At 69.5% G+C, this 19,700-nt stretch carries 17 protein-coding genes; 12 read left to right on the top strand and 5 right to left on the bottom strand.

All coding sequences use genetic code 11. The features are described 5' to 3' along the window. The 5 genes from N0A24_02645 to N0A24_02625 form a co-directional block, all read right to left on the bottom strand. Positions 1-561 (bottom strand): DUF1156 domain-containing protein (locus N0A24_02645; protein ID MCS7172302.1); only part of this gene is annotated, 561 nt, incomplete at its 3' end. A gap of 234 nt (positions 562-795) precedes the next feature. Beyond that, complete coding sequence (locus tag N0A24_02640) at positions 796-4,362, bottom strand: helicase-related protein (GenBank protein MCS7172301.1); 3,567 nt, start codon at positions 4,360-4,362, stop codon at positions 796-798. A 57-nt stretch (positions 4,363-4,419) separates the two neighbouring features. After that, positions 4,420-5,769: a transaldolase family protein gene (locus tag N0A24_02635; protein ID MCS7172300.1), complete on the bottom strand. Its 1,350-nt coding sequence runs from the start codon at positions 5,767-5,769 to the stop codon at positions 4,420-4,422. A 10-nt stretch (positions 5,770-5,779) separates the two neighbouring features. Further along, the gene (locus N0A24_02630) at positions 5,780-7,519 is read right to left on the bottom strand and encodes an ATP-dependent DNA ligase (protein ID MCS7172299.1); all 1,740 of its coding nucleotides are present in this window, start codon (positions 7,517-7,519) and stop codon (positions 5,780-5,782) included. 18 nt (positions 7,520-7,537) lie between these two features. Continuing rightward, entirely contained in the window at positions 7,538-9,253 is a 1,716-nt protein-coding gene (locus N0A24_02625) for an NFACT family protein (protein MCS7172298.1), read from the bottom strand. Positions 9,254-9,288: 35 nt separating this feature from the next. On the opposite strand from N0A24_02625, the gene N0A24_02620 reads away from it, so the two are divergent. The 12 genes from N0A24_02620 (at position 9,289) to N0A24_02565 (ending at position 19,695) form a co-directional block, all read left to right on the top strand. Continuing rightward, entirely contained in the window at positions 9,289-10,173 is an 885-nt protein-coding gene (locus tag N0A24_02620; protein MCS7172297.1) for a YicC family protein, read from the top strand. Further along, positions 10,170-10,475, top strand: coding sequence for a DUF370 domain-containing protein (locus N0A24_02615; protein ID MCS7172296.1), 306 nt, complete (start codon positions 10,170-10,172; stop codon positions 10,473-10,475). The genes N0A24_02620 and N0A24_02615 overlap by 4 nt, the downstream gene beginning before the upstream one ends. Next, positions 10,459-10,989, top strand: coding sequence for an AAA family ATPase (locus N0A24_02610; protein MCS7172295.1), 531 nt, complete (start codon positions 10,459-10,461; stop codon positions 10,987-10,989). The genes N0A24_02615 and N0A24_02610 overlap by 17 nt, the downstream gene beginning before the upstream one ends. After that, positions 10,986-11,525 (top strand): hypothetical protein, encoded by a 540-nt coding sequence (locus tag N0A24_02605; protein ID MCS7172294.1) that lies wholly within the window; start codon positions 10,986-10,988, stop codon positions 11,523-11,525. The genes N0A24_02610 and N0A24_02605 overlap by 4 nt, the downstream gene beginning before the upstream one ends. 65 nt (positions 11,526-11,590) lie before the next feature. Continuing rightward, a complete protein-coding gene (gene priA / locus N0A24_02600; GenBank protein ID MCS7172293.1) occupies positions 11,591-13,951 on the top strand; it encodes a primosomal protein N' in 2,361 nt (786 codons plus the stop codon). Positions 13,952-13,960: 9 nt separating this feature from the next. Continuing rightward, complete coding sequence (def, locus tag N0A24_02595) at positions 13,961-14,446, top strand: peptide deformylase (protein ID MCS7172292.1); 486 nt, start codon at positions 13,961-13,963, stop codon at positions 14,444-14,446. Further along, positions 14,443-15,378, top strand: coding sequence for a methionyl-tRNA formyltransferase (fmt, locus tag N0A24_02590; protein MCS7172291.1), 936 nt, complete (start codon positions 14,443-14,445; stop codon positions 15,376-15,378). The genes def and fmt overlap by 4 nt, the downstream gene beginning before the upstream one ends. 22 nt (positions 15,379-15,400) lie before the next feature. Further along, complete coding sequence (locus tag N0A24_02585) at positions 15,401-16,096, top strand: zinc metallopeptidase (protein MCS7172290.1); 696 nt, start codon at positions 15,401-15,403, stop codon at positions 16,094-16,096. Positions 16,097-16,123: 27 nt separating this feature from the next. Further along, complete coding sequence (gene rsmB / locus N0A24_02580) at positions 16,124-17,446, top strand: 16S rRNA (cytosine(967)-C(5))-methyltransferase RsmB (protein MCS7172289.1); 1,323 nt, start codon at positions 16,124-16,126, stop codon at positions 17,444-17,446. After that, a complete protein-coding gene (gene rlmN / locus N0A24_02575) occupies positions 17,443-18,558 on the top strand; it encodes a 23S rRNA (adenine(2503)-C(2))-methyltransferase RlmN (protein MCS7172288.1) in 1,116 nt (371 codons plus the stop codon). Before rsmB ends, rlmN begins: the two co-directional genes overlap by 4 nt. Continuing rightward, complete coding sequence (locus tag N0A24_02570) at positions 18,545-19,273, top strand: FHA domain-containing protein (GenBank protein MCS7172287.1); 729 nt, start codon at positions 18,545-18,547, stop codon at positions 19,271-19,273. Before rlmN ends, N0A24_02570 begins: the two co-directional genes overlap by 14 nt. Then, positions 19,270-19,695 (top strand): FHA domain-containing protein, encoded by a 426-nt coding sequence (locus tag N0A24_02565; protein MCS7172286.1) that lies wholly within the window; start codon positions 19,270-19,272, stop codon positions 19,693-19,695. Before N0A24_02570 ends, N0A24_02565 begins: the two co-directional genes overlap by 4 nt. Positions 19,696-19,700 lie beyond the last annotated feature (5 nt).

Raw genomic sequence — 19,700 nt, 5'->3', positions numbered from 1 at the left:
GAGCCCCGCAGCCCCCTGCCAGCCGTCCCGTCCACCGATCTTCCCTCGGTCTTCCGGATTCACGGGGGGGTGGTCTGCCCACCTCGGCACGATTTCCAGGTTGCACTTGTTCAGCAGCACACACACCGGGTTGATGTCCCCCGCGTAGGCCTCCATCCCGAGCCGCGCCGCCTCAAGAGGAATCGAGCCCCCACCAGCGAACGGGTCTAGGACCGGCGGCAGCTTGCCGTCGCAGTACTTCAGCATCTCCGCCCGTGCCTCCGCGTAGACCTCCGGCCGCTCGTGCAGCCGAGGCTCCATCATCTTGCGGATGATCCCGAACAGCCGCTCCCGCTCCCGCGCCTGCGCCTCCTCGGTCGGGAACCTCTCCGGGTGGCTGCTCGGGTCGTCCACCACCGAAGCGAAGAGCACCGCCCGGCTCACCGGCAGCGGCAGCCGTGCCCACCAGTGGTGAATCCCCTTCGGATGCGCCCCTATCCCAGGCATCTTGTCATACGACGACGCATCGTTAATCTCGGGGAGAGGCAAAGCGACCTCGATCAGCTTCCGCAGCTCGCCCACCGCTCATCAACTCCTTAGAACGTAACCCCGCCTAAAGTCTTAGGATAGGTAGCTCGTCCCTCTCCGGTGGGGGGACAAGGAACTGGCTAGAAGGGGTGCGAAGGCGGTCTGCCAACTTTCTAATGGTACTCCGACCTTTAACACAATCTAACCTCCTGCGCATTTCCGATTCCCACGTGCAGGTCCTCATCGCAAATAGACAGATTCACTGTCCCCGGCGCCGGGTCGGAACGGTCATCCGGGCTCCGTAGCTCTTCCCATCAGCTCTAACAAGTCATAATTTACACTCGTCACCCCGAAGTCTGGCTCCCTCCGGAACGGCCGACGGACGTAGTGGACCCGGTGGCCCCCGCCCTCCAGGAACTCCACGATGGCCAGGATGTAGTCGTCCGGCTTGTTGAGCGAGGTGAGGATCTCGTTCCGCGTGACCGTGACCGTGGCCGCCCCGCTCACCCGGCCCTTGACCTCGATGAACCGCAGCCTCCCGGTGCGGGGGTCCCGGCTCTCGATGTCGTAGCCGAGCTGTTCCCGCTCGCGGTCGACCGGTTCGTAGCCCAGGCGGCGCTCCACCTCCATGACGATGGCCCGGGCGCGGGCGGCCGCCGCCTGGGTGTCCACGGGAGTCCCCTCTGCCGGCGCGCCCTGCCCCCGCATCTTCGCCAGTAGACCGACCGGCACCACCACGAACCCGCCCATCACCACCGGCGGGAGAGGCGAGATCTGCGCCTCCAGGTCGAGCTGTTCCATGCGCTTCTTCAGGCGGGCCGCCAGCTCGTCTGCCCGCCGCCGCGCCTCCTGGGAGTTTAACCTTGCGTTCGGCTTGCCGGCCTGTTCCTGGAGGCGCAGCTCCTCCGCCCGGTGGTCCCAGTAGGCGATCTCCTTGGTGAGCCGATCCTTGACCGCCGCCCGCGTCTTCTCGATCCACTCCAGGCGCCGCCGACGGACTTCTTCCAGGTGCTCGGGGACGACGCGGGTGACCGCGTACTCCTGGGCGCGGCCCGCAAGCTCCCGCGTGATCCACGCGCACTCCGGCCGGGCCAAGACCTCCTCTGGCGTCGGCTCGCCCTCCCGCAGCGGCCGGTAGTCCAGGTAGGGGGCGTATCCGGCGTGGCGGGCGTTGCCGTCCGCGTCCAACTCCACGTAAAGCAACCGGCGCGAGACCACCCTCCGCTCACCGGTGCGGGTCGTGCTGGCGTCCTGGACCGCGTGCTCCAGGTAGAAGACCACACGTGGGCGGTCGCCAGAGTCTTGGTCGTCCACCAGAACGGTCCCCCGGCGCAGGAGTTCCCGGTGGCGCTCCAGGGTGAGGTCGATGACGGCCTCCAGGAGGGGGTGTCCGGGACACACGAAGGCCGCCCGGGGCTGCCCGGGTGGGGCGATGAGGCCTTTTTCGAAGGTGATGCGCTCGTAACGGGGGAGCACTGGGTCCCGCGTGCCGATCATGCGGTCCCGGTGACGGACGGCGGCAGGCACGTGGGTGACTTCGTAGCGCCGGGGCTCCCGCTGCCGGACCGTCCCGCCGAGCCGACGGAAAGCCTCCAGGAAGAAGGCCTCCACGTAGTGGGGCTGGAGCCTACGCGCCTCGGCCCGCTCCATCTCCGCCCGGACCCGGCGCAGCCGGTCGGAGTCGATGATCTCCTGGGCCAGGGCCCGCTCCTCCACCAGGTCCCGCAGCCGTGCCACGTCCAGGGCCGCGTCGATGGCGCGGTCCAGGCGTTCCCTCACCTCCGGCCGCTCGCCGTACCGGACCGCCTCGATGAGGAGCTCCCGCAGCGGCCGTCCCTCGAACTGGAGCTTCCCGAGGACGTCGAAGACCTTCCCTCCCAGGGCCTTCCGCGCCTCCTCCAGCTTCCGGAGGAGTGTGTAGTACACGTCGCCTTCGCGCGTCTCGATGGCCACGAGGTTCCACATGTGGCAGGGCTCGGTCTGCCCGATCCGGTGGATCCGGCCGAACCGCTGCTCCAGACGGTTGGGGTTCCACGGCAGGTCGTAGTTCACCATCAGGTGTGCCCGCTGGAGGTTGATGCCCTCCCCCGCGGCGTCCGTGGCCACGAGCACCTGGACCTCCGGGTCGTGCAGGAACAGCTCCTGGGCCCTGGTCCGCTCCTCCCGGCCCATGTTCCCGTGGATCCACACCACGGCCTGAGGCCGGCCGAGGAGGGTGGAGATCCGGTCCACGAGGTAGTTCAATGTGTCACGGTGCTCGGTGAAGACGAGGAGTTTCTGGCGGGGTGAGGCGACAGGCTTGGGAGGATCCGAACCGTACGTCCCCGCGGGCTCGGCGATACGGCCTCCGAGTGCGGCGGGGGTGAACAACTCCGCGAGCAGGTTGCTGAGCTCCCGCCACTTCCGGTCCTCGCCGCTCTGTCGGACCCGGAGCGCCAGGGCCTCCAGTCGCCGGAGGGTGGCGATCTCCGCCCGCAGCTCCTCGATGGTCCGGGCCGCGGTGGCCTGGTCGAGGACTTCCTCTTCCTTGCGGGCCAGTTCCGCCTCAGGCGCGTCCTCGAGGTCCTCCAAGTCCTCTTCGTCCAGGACAGGGCCGGAGGCGACGAGCGCGGCCGCACCGCGCTGGAGGAGCTCCACTTCCCGCAGCCGGCTCTCCAGACGCTCACGCCGCCGCCGCAGGGACTGGTAGATGGCTTCCGGGGAAGACGCAAGCCGCCTCTGGAGGATCGTCAGGGCGAACCCCACCGTGCCCGCCCGCTTTTCGTCCTCCAGCGCGTCGGCCCGGTTGAACTCCTGCCGCACGTACTCCGTGACTTCCTTGTACAGGTGCGCCTCGAGGTCCGACAGACGGTAGGGGACCGTGTGCGCGAAGCGTTCCGGAAACAGCGGGCTCCCGTCGAACTTCACGAGCTTCTCCTTCACCACCCGTCGCATGAGGTCAGACACGTCCACCTGGTGGACGCCGTCCCGGAAGCGGCCCTCAAAGCGGTCCCCGTCCAGCAGGGCCAAGAACAGCTGGAAGTCCTCTTCCTTTCCGTTGTGGGGCGTGGCGGTGAGGAGGAGCAGGTGCCGGGTCAGTCCCGACAGGAGCTGGCCGAGCTTGTAGCGCTTGGTGTACTTCACCTCGCCGCCGAAGAAGGTCGCCGACATCTTGTGGGCCTCGTCTACCACCACGAGGTCCCACGAGCAGCCGGGGGCCGCGAGCTTGGCCTGGACGGACTCGTCCCGAGCGCACTTGTCCAGGCGCGCGATCACGAGGTCGTTTTCCCCAAACCAGTTCCCGGTCCGGGCCGCCTCCAGCTTGTCGTTGGTGGCGATCTCGAAGGGAAGCTGGAAGCGCTGAGACAGTTCGTCCTGCCACTGCTCCACGAGGCTACCCGGACAGACGATCAAGCAGCGCTGGACGTCTCCGCGGACGACGAGTTCCTTGATGAGCAGGCCGGCCATGATGGTCTTCCCGGCCCCCGCGTCGTCCGCCAGGAGGAACCGTAAGGGCTGGCGCGGGAGCATGGCCTCGTAGACCGCGGTGATCTGGTGGGGCAGAGGCTCGAGGAGGGACGTGTGCACCGCCAGCAGAGGGTCGAAGAGGTACGCGAGCCGGATCCGGTGGGCCTCCGAGACCAGCCGGAACAGCGCCCCGTCTCCGTCGAAGCTCCACGGCCGGCCTTGCTCCACCAGCTCCAGCCGGGGCTCGTCGTCGCGGTAGAGGAGGACGTTGCCCACGCGGCCGGCCGGGTCCTTGTAGGTCAGCTCGAGGGCCTCGGACCCGAACCACTGGACGTTCACCACCGTGACGGCGGCGTCTGGGAGGATCCCGCGCACGGTGGCCTGAGGCCTGAGATCTTCGAGCTTCATCCCTGTCCTGGGGCCGGGATCCGAATCCGTTTGTCTCCCGCGCCGGACTCGTCGGAATTATACCAAACTTGCGTTCCCTGATTCCGACAGGATCTCTCGGATCCTGGCGTCCATGCGGTCCTGGAAGTTGGCGAAGTCCCCTACTGCGAGGAGGCTATAGAGGGTGTCGAGGGGGATGCGGCGGACGTACGGGGCATCGAGGTCAGGGAGTTTGTTTTTGCGTAGGTCCTGCCACTCCTGTGGAGAGGGCCGGTAGAAGAGGTCCCCGAATCCCGCCCGCTCGAATCGCTCCGCAAGGCCGTCTCCGTCCATCCGGTCGAGCTCCGGATCCTCCCGCAGCTCCCGCAGAAACGCCACGAACTCCGGCTCCACCTGGTACAGTCGTTCCAGACGGTCAAGACCTCCCACCCGCTCCGTCACCTCCGGATCTACGCCGAGGGCCCCTGAGAGGTCCTCCCCGGTGCGATCCCGGATCTCCGCCTCCTGGGCGAGGAAGGCCCGGAGGACAGGGACGGGGACCGTGTAGGCGTCGCATCCCGCGGTCAGCAAGAGGGTTTCGGATCTCCGCACGCTGGCGCCCATGTTCAGGGTGGGGAGGCGATACCGGGCCCGCAGCTGCTGGATGTGGCGCTGGGCCGTCAGGAGGACGTGCTCCCCCAGCACCTGCGCCCGCAGTCCCTCGTTGAGCCGGCCCAGGAAGATGTTGGTGTGATGGGGGGTTGCGAGCAGGGCTGCGGCCACCACCTGGCGCACGGAGAAGGTGGCCGTGAAGTTCACCGCGATCCCCTGGCGCTCCAGGTCCCGGGCGATGAGGAGGGCGTGGGGTTCGTGGGGGGTGAACGCCACCTTGACCAGTGCTCCGGGCACGCACCTTCCCAGGCACCGGCCGAACCGCACGGATCCTTCCCGGTCCCCCGCTAGGCCCGTGTGCAGCTCCAGGCTGATGTTCCAGCTCCTCCCTACACCGAATCGACCCACCACTTCCCGAGCGAGCCGGGCGTTGAGAAGGCTGTAGACGGCCACGGTGGCCTCCTCCAGGGTGAGCCGGGGATGCGCTTTCTTGAGTGTCCGCACCCACGCCCGGATGGCCTCAGGTCCCTCGGTCCGAAGGAGCCGGTCAAACACTTTTTCGACAAGGGGTTGGTTGGTGGTGTTGCCGTCCACCTCCTCGTAGTAGGTGACCGAGCCCTCATCCTCCCCCGCGCACAGCACTCCGTGGAGCTCCTCGGGGTCCGCGGTGTCCGCGTAGAGGTGCCGGGTTCCGGCCCGCCGCAGGGCCGCCAGGAGGGGGTAGGACGTCAGGCGCACGGACCAGGGAAGCTGAGGAGGCTGGACAGCGTCCATGAGGTGCAAGAGGGCTTCCTCGAAGGCGGAGGTCGGGGGCACGGCGTGCGTCGTGCGCTCCACGGTCTCCTCCCTAGGTGGGGATCTTCCGCAGCTTCCGCTCGTACATCTCCACCAGTTCCTCCACCGTGGTGGCGTCCGTAGGTGCCTTGTCCTCCCGCACCCGCACGAACCGGGGGAACCGGATGGCGAACCCCGCACCCTCCCGCACCCGACTCCACCCGGCGGTGTGCACAGGGCTCAGGGTGATCTCCGCGCCGATGATCTCGAAGACCAGGGCGGGCTCCACCCAAACATCCGGAACCATGCGGCTGGTGACCCGTGGCGGCCTTTCCCGCCGCACGTAGGGCGCAAGCCGCTTCGGCAGTTCCGCGAGGAACTCGTCCGTGAATCCGGTTCCCACCTTGCACACCGTGGGGAAGTTATCCTCCTGCGGGTCGTAGGCGGCCATGAGCAGGGCCCCGTAGGTTCCCGCCCGGCGGCCACGGCCGTGGAGGGCTCCCACCACCACCAGGTCCACGGAGTCCGTGAGCTCGCTACGGTACTCCCGCTTGAACTTGATCCACAGCCATCCCCTCGCCCCCGCCTGGTAGACCCCGCCCGGTGATTTGCACACCAGCCCCTCGCATCCGTCCTGCACCGCCTGCTCGAAGAAAGCTTCCAGCTCCTCCACGGAGCGTACCTCCCGCCAGCTGGCAAGGCGGCACCGGTCGTCCTCCTGGACGATGCGTTCCAGAACCCGGTGCCGCTCGATGTAGGACCGCTCCGTCAAGTCCTCCCCATCCGCGTAGAGAGCGTCAAAGAGGTAGAGGGCGGTAGGGATCTGCTGCATGGCCTCCTCGACGCCGTACTTGCGCCGCCGGGGCATGAGCTCCTGGAAGGGCAGCAGTTCCCCGCTCTCCGGGTCAACGGCCACCACTTCACCCTCCACGATGCAGCCCCGGGTCCTGAGGCACCGCCGAGCTAGGTCCACCACGTCCGGATACTGGGGGGTGATCCGCTCCAGCCGCCGGCTGTAGAGGAGGATCTCTCTGTCCTTCTTGTGGATCTGCACCCGCTCCCCGTCGTACTTGTACTCCGCGATGCAGCGTCCGCCTGTTTTGGCCAGGATCTCCTCCGGAGTCCGGAGCCGTTCCGCCAGCATGGGCCGGATGGGCTTGCCAACCACCACGTGGATTCCGCGGACGGCCTCGAGCCCCCCCTCCGCCACCACCTGCGCCACATAGCCCAGGTCGCTGGTGAGGTTGTAGGCCCGCTCGAGGGCTGGCCGGTTCTTCCGTCCACCCGCGAACACCTCCGCCAAGGCATCCAACACCGTCATGTCCCCCACGCCCATGCGGAGCTTGCCCGTGGCGGTGCGCACGATGTACTTGGCCTCCAGGGGCGTGGCCCGTTCCAACAGCTGCGCGATCAGCTCCAGCTTCGCCGCCTGGGCGCCCTGGCCGGAGGTACGGGCGGCCCGGTCCAGGGTCCCGTACACCTCGTCCACGGTGAGGGTGGGCGTGCGCCGTTTGTGGCTCAGCAGCTTCTCCGCGACACTTCCCAGATCTCCCTCCCGGCTCAGCTGTCGGGCCACGGCCTCCGGATCCGACCCCGTGGCCTGGGCCACGGCCCGCACCGCCAGCTTCTCCGCCACGCCGATCTCGATCCCCTCGAAGTCGGGGTGCAGCCGGCCCTGGGTGAGGTAGGTCACGCGGCCGATAAGGGATTTGGGCGTTTTGTGGAAGAGCGCGCTCAGCAGCGCCGTGGTCTCCAGGCGCGAGCTGGTCTGCTCCACCTGGGCGTAGGTCTCCGCGAGGACGATGTACTTCACGGCGCTTCCTCCTCGTTTTCATTCTCCTACGGATCCGCCTTCCCTGCCCTCCGGGAGGAGGGGGCGCACCCGCAACGTCCGCTCGTTCCGGTACAGGACCCGGCCGGGTCGCGCCCCTTTGGGTTTCCACACCCACCGCCGCTCCGTCACGTCCACCTCCACAGCGGTGCCCGAGCGGCCCGCGCTGAAGTACGCGGCGATCTGGGCGGCCTTCCCGATGACCTCCTCGGGTGGGATGTGGCCGCCCGTGCGCAGGATCACGTGGGCACCGGGGATCCCCCGGGCGTGCAGCCACAGGTCTTCCGGGCCTGCCACGCGAAAGGTGAGGTGGTCGTTCTCGCGGCTGGAGCGGCCCACGAGCACCTGAAAGCCATCTACCAGGAAGGTGCGCGGCCCGCCTAGGGGCCGCACCCTGGGCCGCTTTGGGGGTGGTGGGAGGATCCCCGTCTCCTCGAGCTCCTCCCGCAAGGCCAGGAGGTCTTCGAGGGTTCGCACGTGCTCCAGGTGCACCCGGAGCTCCTCCAGGTGCTCCAGCTGCTCCCGGAGATCCGGGATGCGCTGGGAGAGGGTTTGGCGCGCGGCCCGCAGCTTCGCGTACCGGCGGAAGAAGCGCTGGGCGTTCCGGATGGGATCCAGGGCGGGATCCAAGGGGATCTCCACGGCCTTGCCCTCGTAGTCGGGGAGAGTCACGCGGTCGGCACCGGGAGGGATCCGGGAGGCGTAGGCGAGGAGGAGTTCGCCTGCCAGGCGGGCCCCTTCCGCCTCCGCGGCCTCCCGCTGGACCTGCTCCGCTTCCTGCAGGGCCCGGTGCACGCGGGAGGCCGCGGCCTCCACGGCCCGGAGCAGGAAGCGCCGCTCCGTCTCGAACCGGTCCGCGGCGGCCCGGTGCGAGACCACCAGATCCACCGCCTCGCTCATGGAGGTGGAAAGTCCCTCATATCCGGCCATGCAGATGAAGGGGAAGGGAGTGTAGGCCACGGGCTCCCCGTTCCGCCGGTAGAGCTGGGGGTGGAAGTCTCCGGACTGGACTCGCGCGTGGAGGGCGGCGAGCTCCGAACTGAGGCGTTCGGCCATGGTTTCCGGAATCTCGTGCGTCTCGGGATCCCCGACACGCAGGGCGAGCTCGTAGCTGAGCAGGGGCCCGATTCCTCCCACTGCGGCGAGCACCCGCTGCCACAGGGGACCGGTGGTGCTCCGGAGGGCTTCTCCGAGCACTTCCGGGGTGGTGACGCCCGGATGCGGCCGGGGGTCTGGGGGAGGAGGGGTGTAGGGGAGCTGGGGGAGCACGGTGCGTACCCGGGATCGACCCGGACCGATGGCCTTGGCGCACCCGAGGACCACGCCCTCCCGGACCACCACGAGGTTCGCGTGCCTACCCATGAGCTCCGCCACCAGCCGGTAGGAGCCGTCCAGGGCCTCCAGCTCGATCTCCAGGACCCGTTCGTACGGGGGCTGGTGGACTCCGAGGATCCGGGCGTCCACGAGCCGAGCCCGGAGCAGCTGGCCCAGCGGTCCCAGCTCCTCCCGGTCCGGGAGTTCCCGGACGAGGTGGGCCCGGAACCATCGGGCGTCCGCAGACAGCAGGAGTCCCCGCGCGCCCGGTGCCCGGATGCCCAGCAGCACCTCCAGGGGGCCGAGCTGCAGGACCCGGGTGATCCGCAGGGGCAGGAGAGATCGCAGCTCCTGTACCACCGCGGTCAGGACCACGCTGTCGAAGGAGGCGGGCGGCGGCATCGTACCTATGGTACAGTGATCCCGTGGTGCGGAGCATGACGGGCTACGGGCTCGGGGAGGCCCGCGGGGAGGGCGGACGGTGGGTGGTGGAGGCCCGGTCCGTCAACCACCGGTTCCTGGAGGTAAACGTGCGGATGCCTCGGAGCCTGCAGGCTCTGGAGGACCGGGTGCGGATCGCCTTTGCCCAGCGTTTGTTGCGGGGACGGGTGGACGTCTCTATAATCAGGGAAGACCCGGGCCGGCGGGGGAAAGCCGTCCGCGTGGACGCCGAGCTCGCCCGGCAGTACGTCATGGCCCTCGAGGAGCTCCGACAGGCCTTGCAGCTCTCCGACCCAGTCCCGCTCTCCGTGGTTCTGAGCCTCCCGGATGTGGTCCGGGTGGAGGAGACGGAGGAGGATCCGGAGGCCCTGTGGGTGCAGCTGCAGCCCGCGGTGGAGCGGTGCGTGGAGAACCTAGTGCAGATGCGGGAGGCGGAGGGCGTGCGTCTGGCGCGGGATCTGCTGCAGCGCCTGGACCGGATCGAGGCGGCGCTGGAGCGGATCGCGGATCGGGCGCCGGAGGTGGTGCAGGCGTACGCGGCCCGACTGCGTCGCCGAATCCTGGAACTGCTGCGCGAGGCAGGGGCGCCGGAAGCCGCCGTGGACGAGGCGCGGCTGAGCATGGAGGTGGCCCTGTTCGCGGACCGCAGCGACATCAGCGAGGAGGTGGTGCGGCTGCGCAGTCACCTCCAGGAGGCCCGCGCGCTCCTGCAGCAGGGAACCGGGGCCGTGGGCCGCAAGCTGGAGTTCCTGCTGCAGGAGATGATGCGGGAGGCGAACACCGTGGGGGCCAAGGCGGGGGACCTGGAGATCACCCGGGCCGTGCTCGGGATCAAATCGGAACTGGAGAGCCTGCGGGAGCAGGCGCAGAATTTAGAGTGAGTGGCTGGGAGCTGAAGCTCATCCACATCGGGTTCGGGAACATCGTGGCGGCGAACCGCATCGTCGCCATCGTGAACCCTGATTCCGCGCCCATCCGGAGGATCATCCAGGAGGCGCGGGAGAACGGATCGCTCATCGACGCCACCTACGGGCGCCGGACCCGGGCGGTGGTGATCACCGATAGCGGGCACGTGATCCTCTCCGCGGTGCAACCGGAGACCGTGGCGCATCGATACCTGAGCCGCGAGGAAGGCGACGAGGTGGAGGAAGTTCCGGCACGCCCACGTGATCATCACCGTTAGCGGGCTCATCGCGAGCGGCAAGACCACCACCGCTCGGGCGCTGGCCGGGCTGCTGGGCCTCCGGTACCTCTCCGCGGGGGAGGTTATGCGCCGTTGGGCCGCGCAGCGGGGGATCACCCTCCTGCGGTTCTCCGAGCTGGCGGAGCAGGACCACTCCATCGATCGGGAGCTGGACCGGCTGCAGGTGGAGATGGCGCGGGAGGGGGACCTGGTGCTGGACTCCCGACTGGGAGGGTGGTTCGTGGCCGCGGATATGAAGGTGTGGCTGAAAGCCCCGGTGGAGGTGCGGGCGCGGCGGGTGAGCGAGCGGGAAGGAATCCCCGTGGAGGCGGCCCGGGCGGAGCTCCAGCACCGGGAAGAAAGCGAGCGCAGGCGCTACCGGGAGATCTACGGGATTGACCTGGACGACCTCTCCCCCTACCACGTGGTCCTGGACACCTCCCTCTGGGGCCCGGAGGAGGTGACGGAGGCCCTGGCGCTGCTCGCCCGGGCGGTGGGGAGGAGGGTTCCGTGACCGGACGCTGCATCGTGGTGGGGGTGTGCGGCGGAATCGCGGCCTACAAGGTGGTGCACGTGGTGCGGGGCCTTCGCCGGGAAGGGGCGGAGGTCCACGTGGTGATGACCCGGGCGGCCACGCGATTCGTGGGCCCTGCCACCTTCCGGTCCCTCTCCGCAAATCCCGTGATCACGGACCTGTGGGCGTCCACGAACCCCTACGACGAGCCCCATGTGGCCCTCGGCACCCGGGCGGACCTCATCCTCGTGGCCCCCGCCACCGCCCACACCCTCGCGAAGCTCGCGTGCGGCCTCGCGGACGACCCCGTGTGCGCCACCGTCCTTGCATCCAAGGCCCCCGTGCTGCTGGCACCCGCCATGAGTGAGGAGATGTGGCACCACCCCGCCACCCGTCGCAACGTGGAGACCCTGCAAGGGTGGGGCTACCGGCTCGTGGGACCCACCTACGGACGGCTCGCCTCCGGCCAGGAGGGGATGGGCCGCATGGCGGAGCCCGAGGAGATCCTCGCCGCCATCCGGGAACTCATGGGATAACCGGATGCCGGGGAAATCCCCCGCCTGCTGCCTTTCGTTCCGAATCTTCGCTAGACTCGGAGGGGATGCCGTACGTCCTAGTACTCCTGGAGGATTCCCGTTTCCCCTCCCCCGTGCCCTCCCTGGTCCCTCCCGCGCTGGCGGGAGCCGTGCGGCTGGGATGCCGGGTGGCGGTTCCCGTGGGCCGTCGGCTGATTTCCGGATTCGTGGTGGGGACCGTTGACCGCCCGTGTGGGCCCGCTCCCGCGATCCGCTCCGTGTTGGTTTCAGAACCCCTCTTCGACGCGGAGCAGCTCGCCCTGGCCGCGTGGGTGGCGGATCGGTACCTCTGTACGCTTCTGGAGGCCTTGCGGTGCGTGGTCCCCGCGGAAGCCCTGGGACGGACGCGGGTGCGGCTCCGGCTTCGCATGGAGCCTCTCGCTTCCTCTCTGGTGGACGGGCACGCGCTCCGGGCCCTGGGCCTGCTCCGGGAGGGGGCGGACGAAGCCGCGGTGCGGCGGGCTCTGGGAGAGCGGGCGGAGGAGATCCTGCGAAGCCTCCGCAGGGCCGGCTGGATCGAGGAACATCCGGAGGGACTCCGGATCCGGCCCCTGCGGGAGCGGGTCCTGCGGCTGGCGGTGCCTGCGGAGCGTGCGTGGGAGGAGGTAGAACGGCTGCGTCGCCGGGCCCCACGACGGGCAGCACTCTTGGAACGACTGCTGCGGGAGGGCGAGGTTTCCCGGCGGGACGCGGAGGCAAAGCAGGTTCGGGCCCTTCTGGCCTCCGGGCTCGTGGAAGAGGTCCATCACGAGATCTTCCGGGATCCCCTGCGGGGGACCTACCGGGAGGAGGCCGTGCCCCCCGTGCTCACTCCCGAGCAGCACCAGGCGGTGGAGGCCATCACGGAGGCTTTGCGGTCGGGTCGCCCCGAGATCTTCCTGCTGTACGGGGTCACGGGGAGCGGCAAGACCGAGGTCTACCTGCGGGCCACGGAGGAGGCCGTGCGGCTCGGCCGCACGGTGTTGGTGCTGGTGCCGGAGATCTCCCTCACCCCGCAGACGGTGGCCCGGTTCGCGGGCCGGTTCGGAGAGCGGGTGGCGGTGCTCCACAGCCAACTTGCCGCCGGAGAACGGCTGGACACGTGGCGACGCATCCGGCAGGGCGAGTTCTCGGTGGTGGTGGGCCCCCGTTCCGTGGTCTTCGCGCCACTCCCCACCCTGGGCCTCGTGGTGGTGGATGAGGAGCACGAGGGTGCCTACAAGCAGGACCACCCACCCCGCTACCACGCCCGGGAGGTAGCCCTGGAGCGGGCCCGGCGTGCGGGCGCTCCCGCGGTGCTCGGGAGCGCCACGCCCTCCGTGGAGTCCTTCTTCCGGGCGCGGTCCGGGGCATACCGACTGCTGGTATTGCCCCGGCGGGTGGCGGACCGTCCGCTTCCTGAGGTGCGCGTGGTGGACATGCGGAGGGAAACCTCCGTGCTTTCCGGCACCCTGGTGGAGGCCATGCGCCGGCACTTGGAGGCGGGAAGCCAGGTGGTGCTCTACCTGAACCGACGGGGGTACGCGGCGTTCCTGCTCTGTCGGGAGTGCGGGGAGGTCCCCCGGTGCCGACGGTGCGACGTCTCCCTCACGTATCACCTCCACACCCGCACTCTCCGGTGTCACTACTGCGGCCGGGTGCTGCGGGCACCCTCCCGATGCCCGCGATGCGGCGGGGTCCGTATGCGGCCCTTCGGCCCCGGCACCCAGCGGGTGGAGGAGGAAGTGCGGGTCCACTTCGGCGGGATCTCCGTTGCCCGGGCGGACCGGGACACCATGCGTCGCCGGGGAGCCTACGACCGCCTGATGAGGGACCTGCGGACGGGGCACGTTCAGGTGCTGGTGGGTACCCAGATGATCGGCAAGGGGCTGGATCTGCCGCGGGTGGGGCTTGTGGGGGTGGTGGCCGCGGACGTGGGGCTGGGGCTTCCGGACTTCCGCGCGGCGGAGCGCACCTTCCAGCAGCTGGCGCAGGTGGCGGGCCGGGCGGGACGGGGGGAGCAGGCAGGGGAAGTGGTGGTGCAGACGTACCACCCGGACCATCCCGTGATCCGCGCGGCCCAGACCCACGATTACCTCGGGTTCTACGAGGCGGAGGTGGAGGCCCGGAGAACGCACCGCTACCCACCCTTTTCGACCCTGGTGAAGGTCGTGTTCGCGGCCCGAACCGCAAGCCGCGCGGAACAGGCGGCCCGGGACTTCGCTTCCCTGTTGCCAGGCGACGTGGAGGTGCTGGGCCCTTCTCCCGCCCCTCTCGCGCGGCTGCGGGGGTGGTACCGCTGGCAGGTGGTAGTCCGGTCGGAGGAAGAGGTACGCGCCCGGGAAGCGGTGCGTGGGGCCCTGGAGGCCCAGGGAGCCCTGCGCGGGGTGTGGCGGGGTGTGGACGTGGATCCCCTGGAGATGCTGTAAACTACGGATGTGCAGATCATCACGGTGCACCATCCCAGATCGAGCATCCTCCGCCGCAAGGCGAAGCCCGTGGGCAGAGTGACCCCGGAGGTCGTGCGCTGGATGGACGAGATGGTGGAGGTCATGCGCGCGGCCCGGGGCGTGGGGCTCGCGGGGCCTCAAGTGGGTCTGCCGCACCGCATCGTGGTGGTGGAGTACGGAGGGAAGCTCTATCAACTGGCGGATCCCGAGCTGGTGCGGATGGAAGGGGAGGAGTGGGGGCGTGAGGGGTGTCTCTCCATCCCCGGGGTAACCGTGGACCTCCGGCGGGCGAGTCGGGTGGTGGTGCGGGCCAAGAACCGTCGGGGCCGGGGAGTCACCATCGAGGCCGAGGGGTGGCTGGCCCGCATCTTCCAGCACGAGGTGGACCACCTGGACGGGATCCTCATCACGGATCGGGCGGAGCGACCGGAGCACATCCACCGGGTGGAGGAGGAACTGGAGGTCGTGGGCTGAGGGTTCTCTTCCTCGGTACTCCGGAGTTCGCCCTTCCCTCGCTGGAAGCGCTTCACCGTGCCCAAGGGATCGTGGCCGTGGTCACGCAGCCGGATCGGCCCGCGGGCCGCGGGCGGAAGCTGACCTCTCCCCCCGTGGCGGTACGGGCACGGGAGCTGGATCTGCGGGTGCTGCAGCCCGAGCGGCTGCAGGACGCCCGAGCGGAGCTGGAGCGGCTGCGGCCGGAAGTAGGCGTGGTGGTGGCGTACGGGAGGCTCATCCCCCGCTGGCTCCTGACCCTCCCGCCTCACGGCTTCCTCAACGTGCATCCCTCCCTGCTGCCCCGCTACCGGGGTGCTTCGCCCATCCCGCACGCGATCCTGAACGGAGATCCGGAGACCGGGGTGACCGTCATCCGGCTCACGGAGGAGCTGGACGCGGGCCCCATCCTGGCTCAGGAGCGGGTTCCCATCCTTCCACAGGACACCGCCGGAACCCTGGAAGCCAGGCTGGCAGAGGTGGGCGCAGCACTCCTGGTGCGTACCCTGGAGGCCCTGGAGCAGAGCAGGGTTCATCCGCAGCCCCAGGACGCATCCACGGCCACGTACTGCCAAAAGCTCACAAAGGAGGATGGCCGCATCCGGTGGGAAGACCCCGCGGACCGCATCGAGCGGCACATCCGGGCCATGGACCCGTGGCCTGGAGCCTTCACCACCCGGGGGGGACAGTTGCTGAAGATCTGGCGGGCCCGGGTGGTCTCTGCGCAAGGTTCCGGCAGACCGGGAGAGATCGTGCGGAGGACCCGGGAGGGGTTTGTCGTAGCCACGGGGGAGGGGGCACTGGAGGTGCTCGAGGTCCAGCCTCCGGGTGGCCGCCGGATGCCCGCCGCCGCCTACGTACGCGGCCACCGGGTCCAACCCGGGGAGATGTTGGGGATGGACAGATCCGGGTAAAATACCCGCGGAGGTGAGAAAGATGTTCTTCTTCGGCGGTCCGCTGTTCTGGCTGGCGGTGGCCGCATTCCTGTTTGCCCTGTGGGCCCAGTACAGGGTGTGGAGTACGTTCCGCCAGTACAGTCAGGTGCCCGCCAGCAGCGGGCTCACGGGGGCGGAGGTGGCGGAGCGCATCCTGCGCTACAGCGGGGTCACCAACGTGCGCATCGAGCCGGTACCGGGCATGTTGAGCGATCACTACGATCCGCACGCGCGCACCCTGCGGCTCTCACCTCCCGTGTACCACAGCGCCTCCGTAGCCGCCCTGGGTGTGGCGGCCCACGAAGTGGGCCATGCCCTCCAACACAAGGAGCAGTACGCGCCGCTCGCCCTGCGTAACGCCATCGTGCCCGTGGCGGGGATCGGGTCTCAACTGGGCATCTGGCTGTTCTTCATCGGGATGATCCTCGGTCGCTCGGGCGGGTGGCTTATGGATCTCGGCATCCTCCTGTTCCTGGGAGTGGTGGCCTTCACCCTGATCACCCTCCCCGTGGAGTTCGATGCAAGCCGCCGTGCGGTTCAGGTCCTTCAGGCCCACGGCCTCGTCACGCCCCGGGAGGCGGAGGGGGTGCGGGCGGTCCTCAACGCGGCGGCCATGACCTACGTGGCCGCGGCCGCCAGCGCCATCGTCGAGCTGCTGCGCCTGCTGGCCATTCGGCACGCGTCCCGGGAGGAGTAGCACCGCCCCGAACCGGGCGGTTGCCAGGTGGCCGATGCCCGTGCGCTGGCCCTCCAGATCCTCCACCGGGTGGAGGTGGAGGGTGCCTTCAGCAACGTCCTCCTGGCGAATCTCCGGGCCCGGCAGGCGCTCTCCGACCGGGATGTGGAGCTCGCTACCGCGCTCGTGCTGGGGGTGCTCCGCTGGCGGGGGCGGCTCGACTACGTCCTGGAGCGCCTCCTGGCAGAGCCCCTGGAAAGGCTTCCCCCGCGGATCCGGATCATCCTCCGGATGGGTGCTTTTCAACTCCTGTTTTTGGATCGCGTTCCTGCCTACGCCGCAGTCCACGAATCCGTAGAGCTGGCCCGGCGCCACGGCCACCGAGGGACGGCAGCCCTCGTGAACGCCGTGCTCCGTCGCCTCGAGCGGGAAGGGGAGCCTCCACCGCCGGAGGATCCCGTGGAGGCCCTGGCCGTGCGGCAGAGCCATCCCCGGTGGCTGGTGGAGCGGTGGGTGGCGCGGTGGGGGGTTGAGGAAGCCGAGCTGCTGTGCGCGGCCAACAACCGCACCCCGCCCGCCTTCCTCCGGGTGAACCTCCTCCGCGCAACCGTAGAGGAAGTACAGACGCGGCTGCGACGGGCCGGGGTGGAGACCGCTCCGGGATCCTTCCCGGACTCCCTCCGGGTCCTCTCCGGCCCCCCCGCGGAGCGGATGCGGGTGGTGGAGGAGGGACTCGCGTGGCCGCAGGACGAGGGCTCCATGGCGGTGGTCCGGGCCCTTGATCCGCAGCCGGGGGAGGTCGTGGTGGATGCGTGCGCGGCTCCCGGTGGGAAGACGACGCACATGGCGGCCCTCATGGGCAATGCAGGGAAGGTGCTGAGCTGCGAGGTCCATCCCCGGAAGGTGGAAACCCTGCGCCGTCTGAGCGCCCGGGCCGGTGCCACGTGCGTGGAGGTCGTGCCACTGGATGCCCGGCGGCTGGGAGAGCACTATCCCGAGGCTGCGGACCGGGTGCTGGTGGACGCGCCGTGCACCGGACTCGGGGTCATCCGGCGGCGTCCGGAGATCCGGTGGCGGGTCTTACCCGACGGTCCGGCCCGAGCCGCCGGGCGGCAGCGGGAGCTGCTGGCAGGGGCCGCCCGGGCCCTGCGGCCCGGGGGGGTTCTGGTGTACGCAGTGTGCTCGCCGGAACCGGAGGAAGGGGAAGGGGTCGTAGAATGGGGGATGAGGGCGGTGGGACTGGTGCCCAACCCCTTTGCGATTCCCTGGCGGGGCGGGCGTCTGGAAGCGCCGGAGGGGCGGCTGCTGCTGCTGCCGCACCGGCACGACACGGACGGATTCTTCGTTGCCCGGTTGAAACGCAGATCATGAGTGCAGCGCTTTCGCCACAGGCCATGCTCCCCGACCTCCGGTCCATGACGGAGGCGGAGATGGTGGAAGCCCTCACCTCCATGGGCGAACCCCCCTACCGGGGTCGCCAGCTCGCCCGGTGGGTGCATGCCCGCGGTGCTACCACCTTTCAGGGGATGACGGACCTTCCCACGGTCCTGCGGGGGGAACTGGAGGCGCGCTTTCGCCTCACCGCCCTGGAGATCCGCCAGCGTCTTGTCTCTCCGGATGGAAGCACCACCAAGTACCTCTTCGCCTGCCCGGACGGGAGCACCCTCGAGGGTGTGTGGATGCGGTACGCGGATGGCCGGCGCAGCGTGTGCGTGAGCACGCAGGTGGGGTGCGCCATGGCCTGTGCGTTCTGCGCCACGGGCCTCACGGGGCTCACCCGAAACCTCACCGCGGGCGAGATCGTGGATCAGGTGTACGCCATGGCCCGGGACCAGGGTGAGCGGCCCACCCACGTGGTGTTCATGGGGATGGGGGAGCCGCTCGCGAACTACGAGGCCACCGTGCGCGCGGTGCGCCTGCTCAATGCTCCGTACGGCCTGGGGGTGGGGATCCGGCGCATCACCGTCTCCACCGTGGGGCTCGTCCCGCAGATCCGGCGCCTCGCGGAAGAAGCCTTGGACATCACCCTGGCGGTCTCCCTCCACGCGCCCACGGATGAGCTGCGCGCCCGGCTGGTGCCCCTCGCCAGGCGCTATCCACTGGGGGAGCTTCTGGAGACCTGCAGGTTCTACATCGCCCGCACCCGTCGCCGCATCACCTTCGAGTACGTCCTGCTGGAAGGGGTGAACGACACCCCACGGGAGGCCCGTGCGCTAGGGCACCTCCTCCGGGGGATGCTCTGCCACCTCAACCTCATCCCGTGGAATCCCGTACCGGGTCTCGCGTTCCGACGTCCGTCCGTGGAGCGGATGCGAACCTTCGCGTGGACCGTGCGGGCCTACGGGATTCCCACCACGGTGCGGGTGGAGCGGGGCACGGAGATCATGGCCGCCTGCGGCCAGCTGTACCGGGCGGGTACCCCGGGCCGCAGGCCCACGCGGATCGGGATGCGTGGGGAGGGGACGGCCTATGGCGCTCCTTGAGCGGTGGGAGGCGCGGCTGGAGGCCCTGGTGGAAGGCCTCCTCTTCCGCACCGGGGGGCGGGTGCAGCCTGTGGAGGTGGCGCGGCAGCTCCTGCGGGCCATGGACCGACACCACACGGTGAGCGTGCTGCGGGTCTACGCGCCGAACGAATTCGAGGTGGCCCTTCCCCCTCAGGACTTCGAAGCACTCTTGCCCTTCCTCCGGGCCCTGGAGGAGGAGCTGCGGATGTTCCTCCGACAGCATGCGGAGGAGCGGAGCTACACACTCGTGGGGCCCATCACCGTCCGCTTCGCGCCGGACGAGGCCCTCCCCGCGGGGCAGCTGCGGATCAGGACGAGGGTGGCACCGGACCCGGAGGAAGCTCCCCAGGGAGCTCAGGCCGTGGGGTCCCGGGACACCCGGGTGTACCGCATGGCGCCCGGCGGCGTCCTGGTGGTGGTGCAGGGCGTACAGCAGGGCGCGCGGTTTTGTCTCCGCAAGAACCCCACCGTGGTGGGACGGCGGCCCACGTGCGACGTGGTGATCCCGGATCCGGGTGTATCCCGGGAGCACCTGCGGGTGGAGCGGGACGAAGAAGGGTGGCGCGTGGTGGACTCGGGTTCCACAAACGGGACGTTCATAAACGACCGGAGGGCCACGATCCACCGGCTGCGGCACGGGGACCGGATCCGCATCGGGTCCACGGTCCTGGAGTACCGCGAGGAGGAGGCGTGAACGAGCTGGTGTTCCTACTCCTCCGGTACCTGCTGCTGGCCCTGCTGTTCCTGTTCCTGTACCGGGCCGTGCGGGTGATGCAGGAAGAGCTCCGCAGGGCGAGCGGGGAGGCATCCGTACCTCCCGCGATCCTAACGGTGGAGGAGGCAGAGGGGAGGGTGCGGCCCGGCCAGGTGTTCGTGGTCTCCGGGGAGGCGGTGATCGGGCGCTCCCCAGGGGCACAGGTGGTGCTGGCCGACGAGTTCGCGAGCCACCGACATGCCCAACTCGTGGTGCGCGGGGGGCGCTACTGGATCGAGGATCTGGGCAGCAGGAACGGAACGTACCTCAACGGGCAGCGGATTGAAGCTCCGGCACCGCTCGCGGACGGGGACCTGGTACGCATCGGGAGCACCACCCTGCGGTTCCGATGGCCCACTTAGGCCCG

The organism is Armatimonadota bacterium (assembly GCA_025059775.1).
Lineage (GTDB): Bacteria > Sysuimicrobiota > Sysuimicrobiia > Sysuimicrobiales > Sysuimicrobiaceae > Sysuimicrobium.
This window is presented reverse-complemented; position numbering and strand designations above follow the sequence as displayed.

What these genes read in the sequence shown, in the direction of transcription:
- N0A24_02640 (MCS7172301.1), bottom strand. Translation starts at nt 4,362, where the DNA reads ATGAAGCTCGAAGATCTCAGGCCTCAGGCCACCGTGCGCGGGATCCTC.
- N0A24_02625 (MCS7172298.1), bottom strand. Translation starts at nt 9,253, where the DNA reads ATGCCGCCGCCCGCCTCCTTCGACAGCGTGGTCCTGACCGCGGTGGTA.
- N0A24_02620 (MCS7172297.1), top strand. Translation starts at nt 9,289, where the DNA reads ATGACGGGCTACGGGCTCGGGGAGGCCCGCGGGGAGGGCGGACGGTGG.
- priA (MCS7172293.1), top strand. Translation starts at nt 11,591, where the DNA reads ATGCCGTACGTCCTAGTACTCCTGGAGGATTCCCGTTTCCCCTCCCCC.
- N0A24_02585 (MCS7172290.1), top strand. Translation starts at nt 15,401, where the DNA reads ATGTTCTTCTTCGGCGGTCCGCTGTTCTGGCTGGCGGTGGCCGCATTC.
- rlmN (MCS7172288.1), top strand. Translation starts at nt 17,443, where the DNA reads ATGAGTGCAGCGCTTTCGCCACAGGCCATGCTCCCCGACCTCCGGTCC.
- N0A24_02570 (MCS7172287.1), top strand. Translation starts at nt 18,545, where the DNA reads ATGGCGCTCCTTGAGCGGTGGGAGGCGCGGCTGGAGGCCCTGGTGGAA.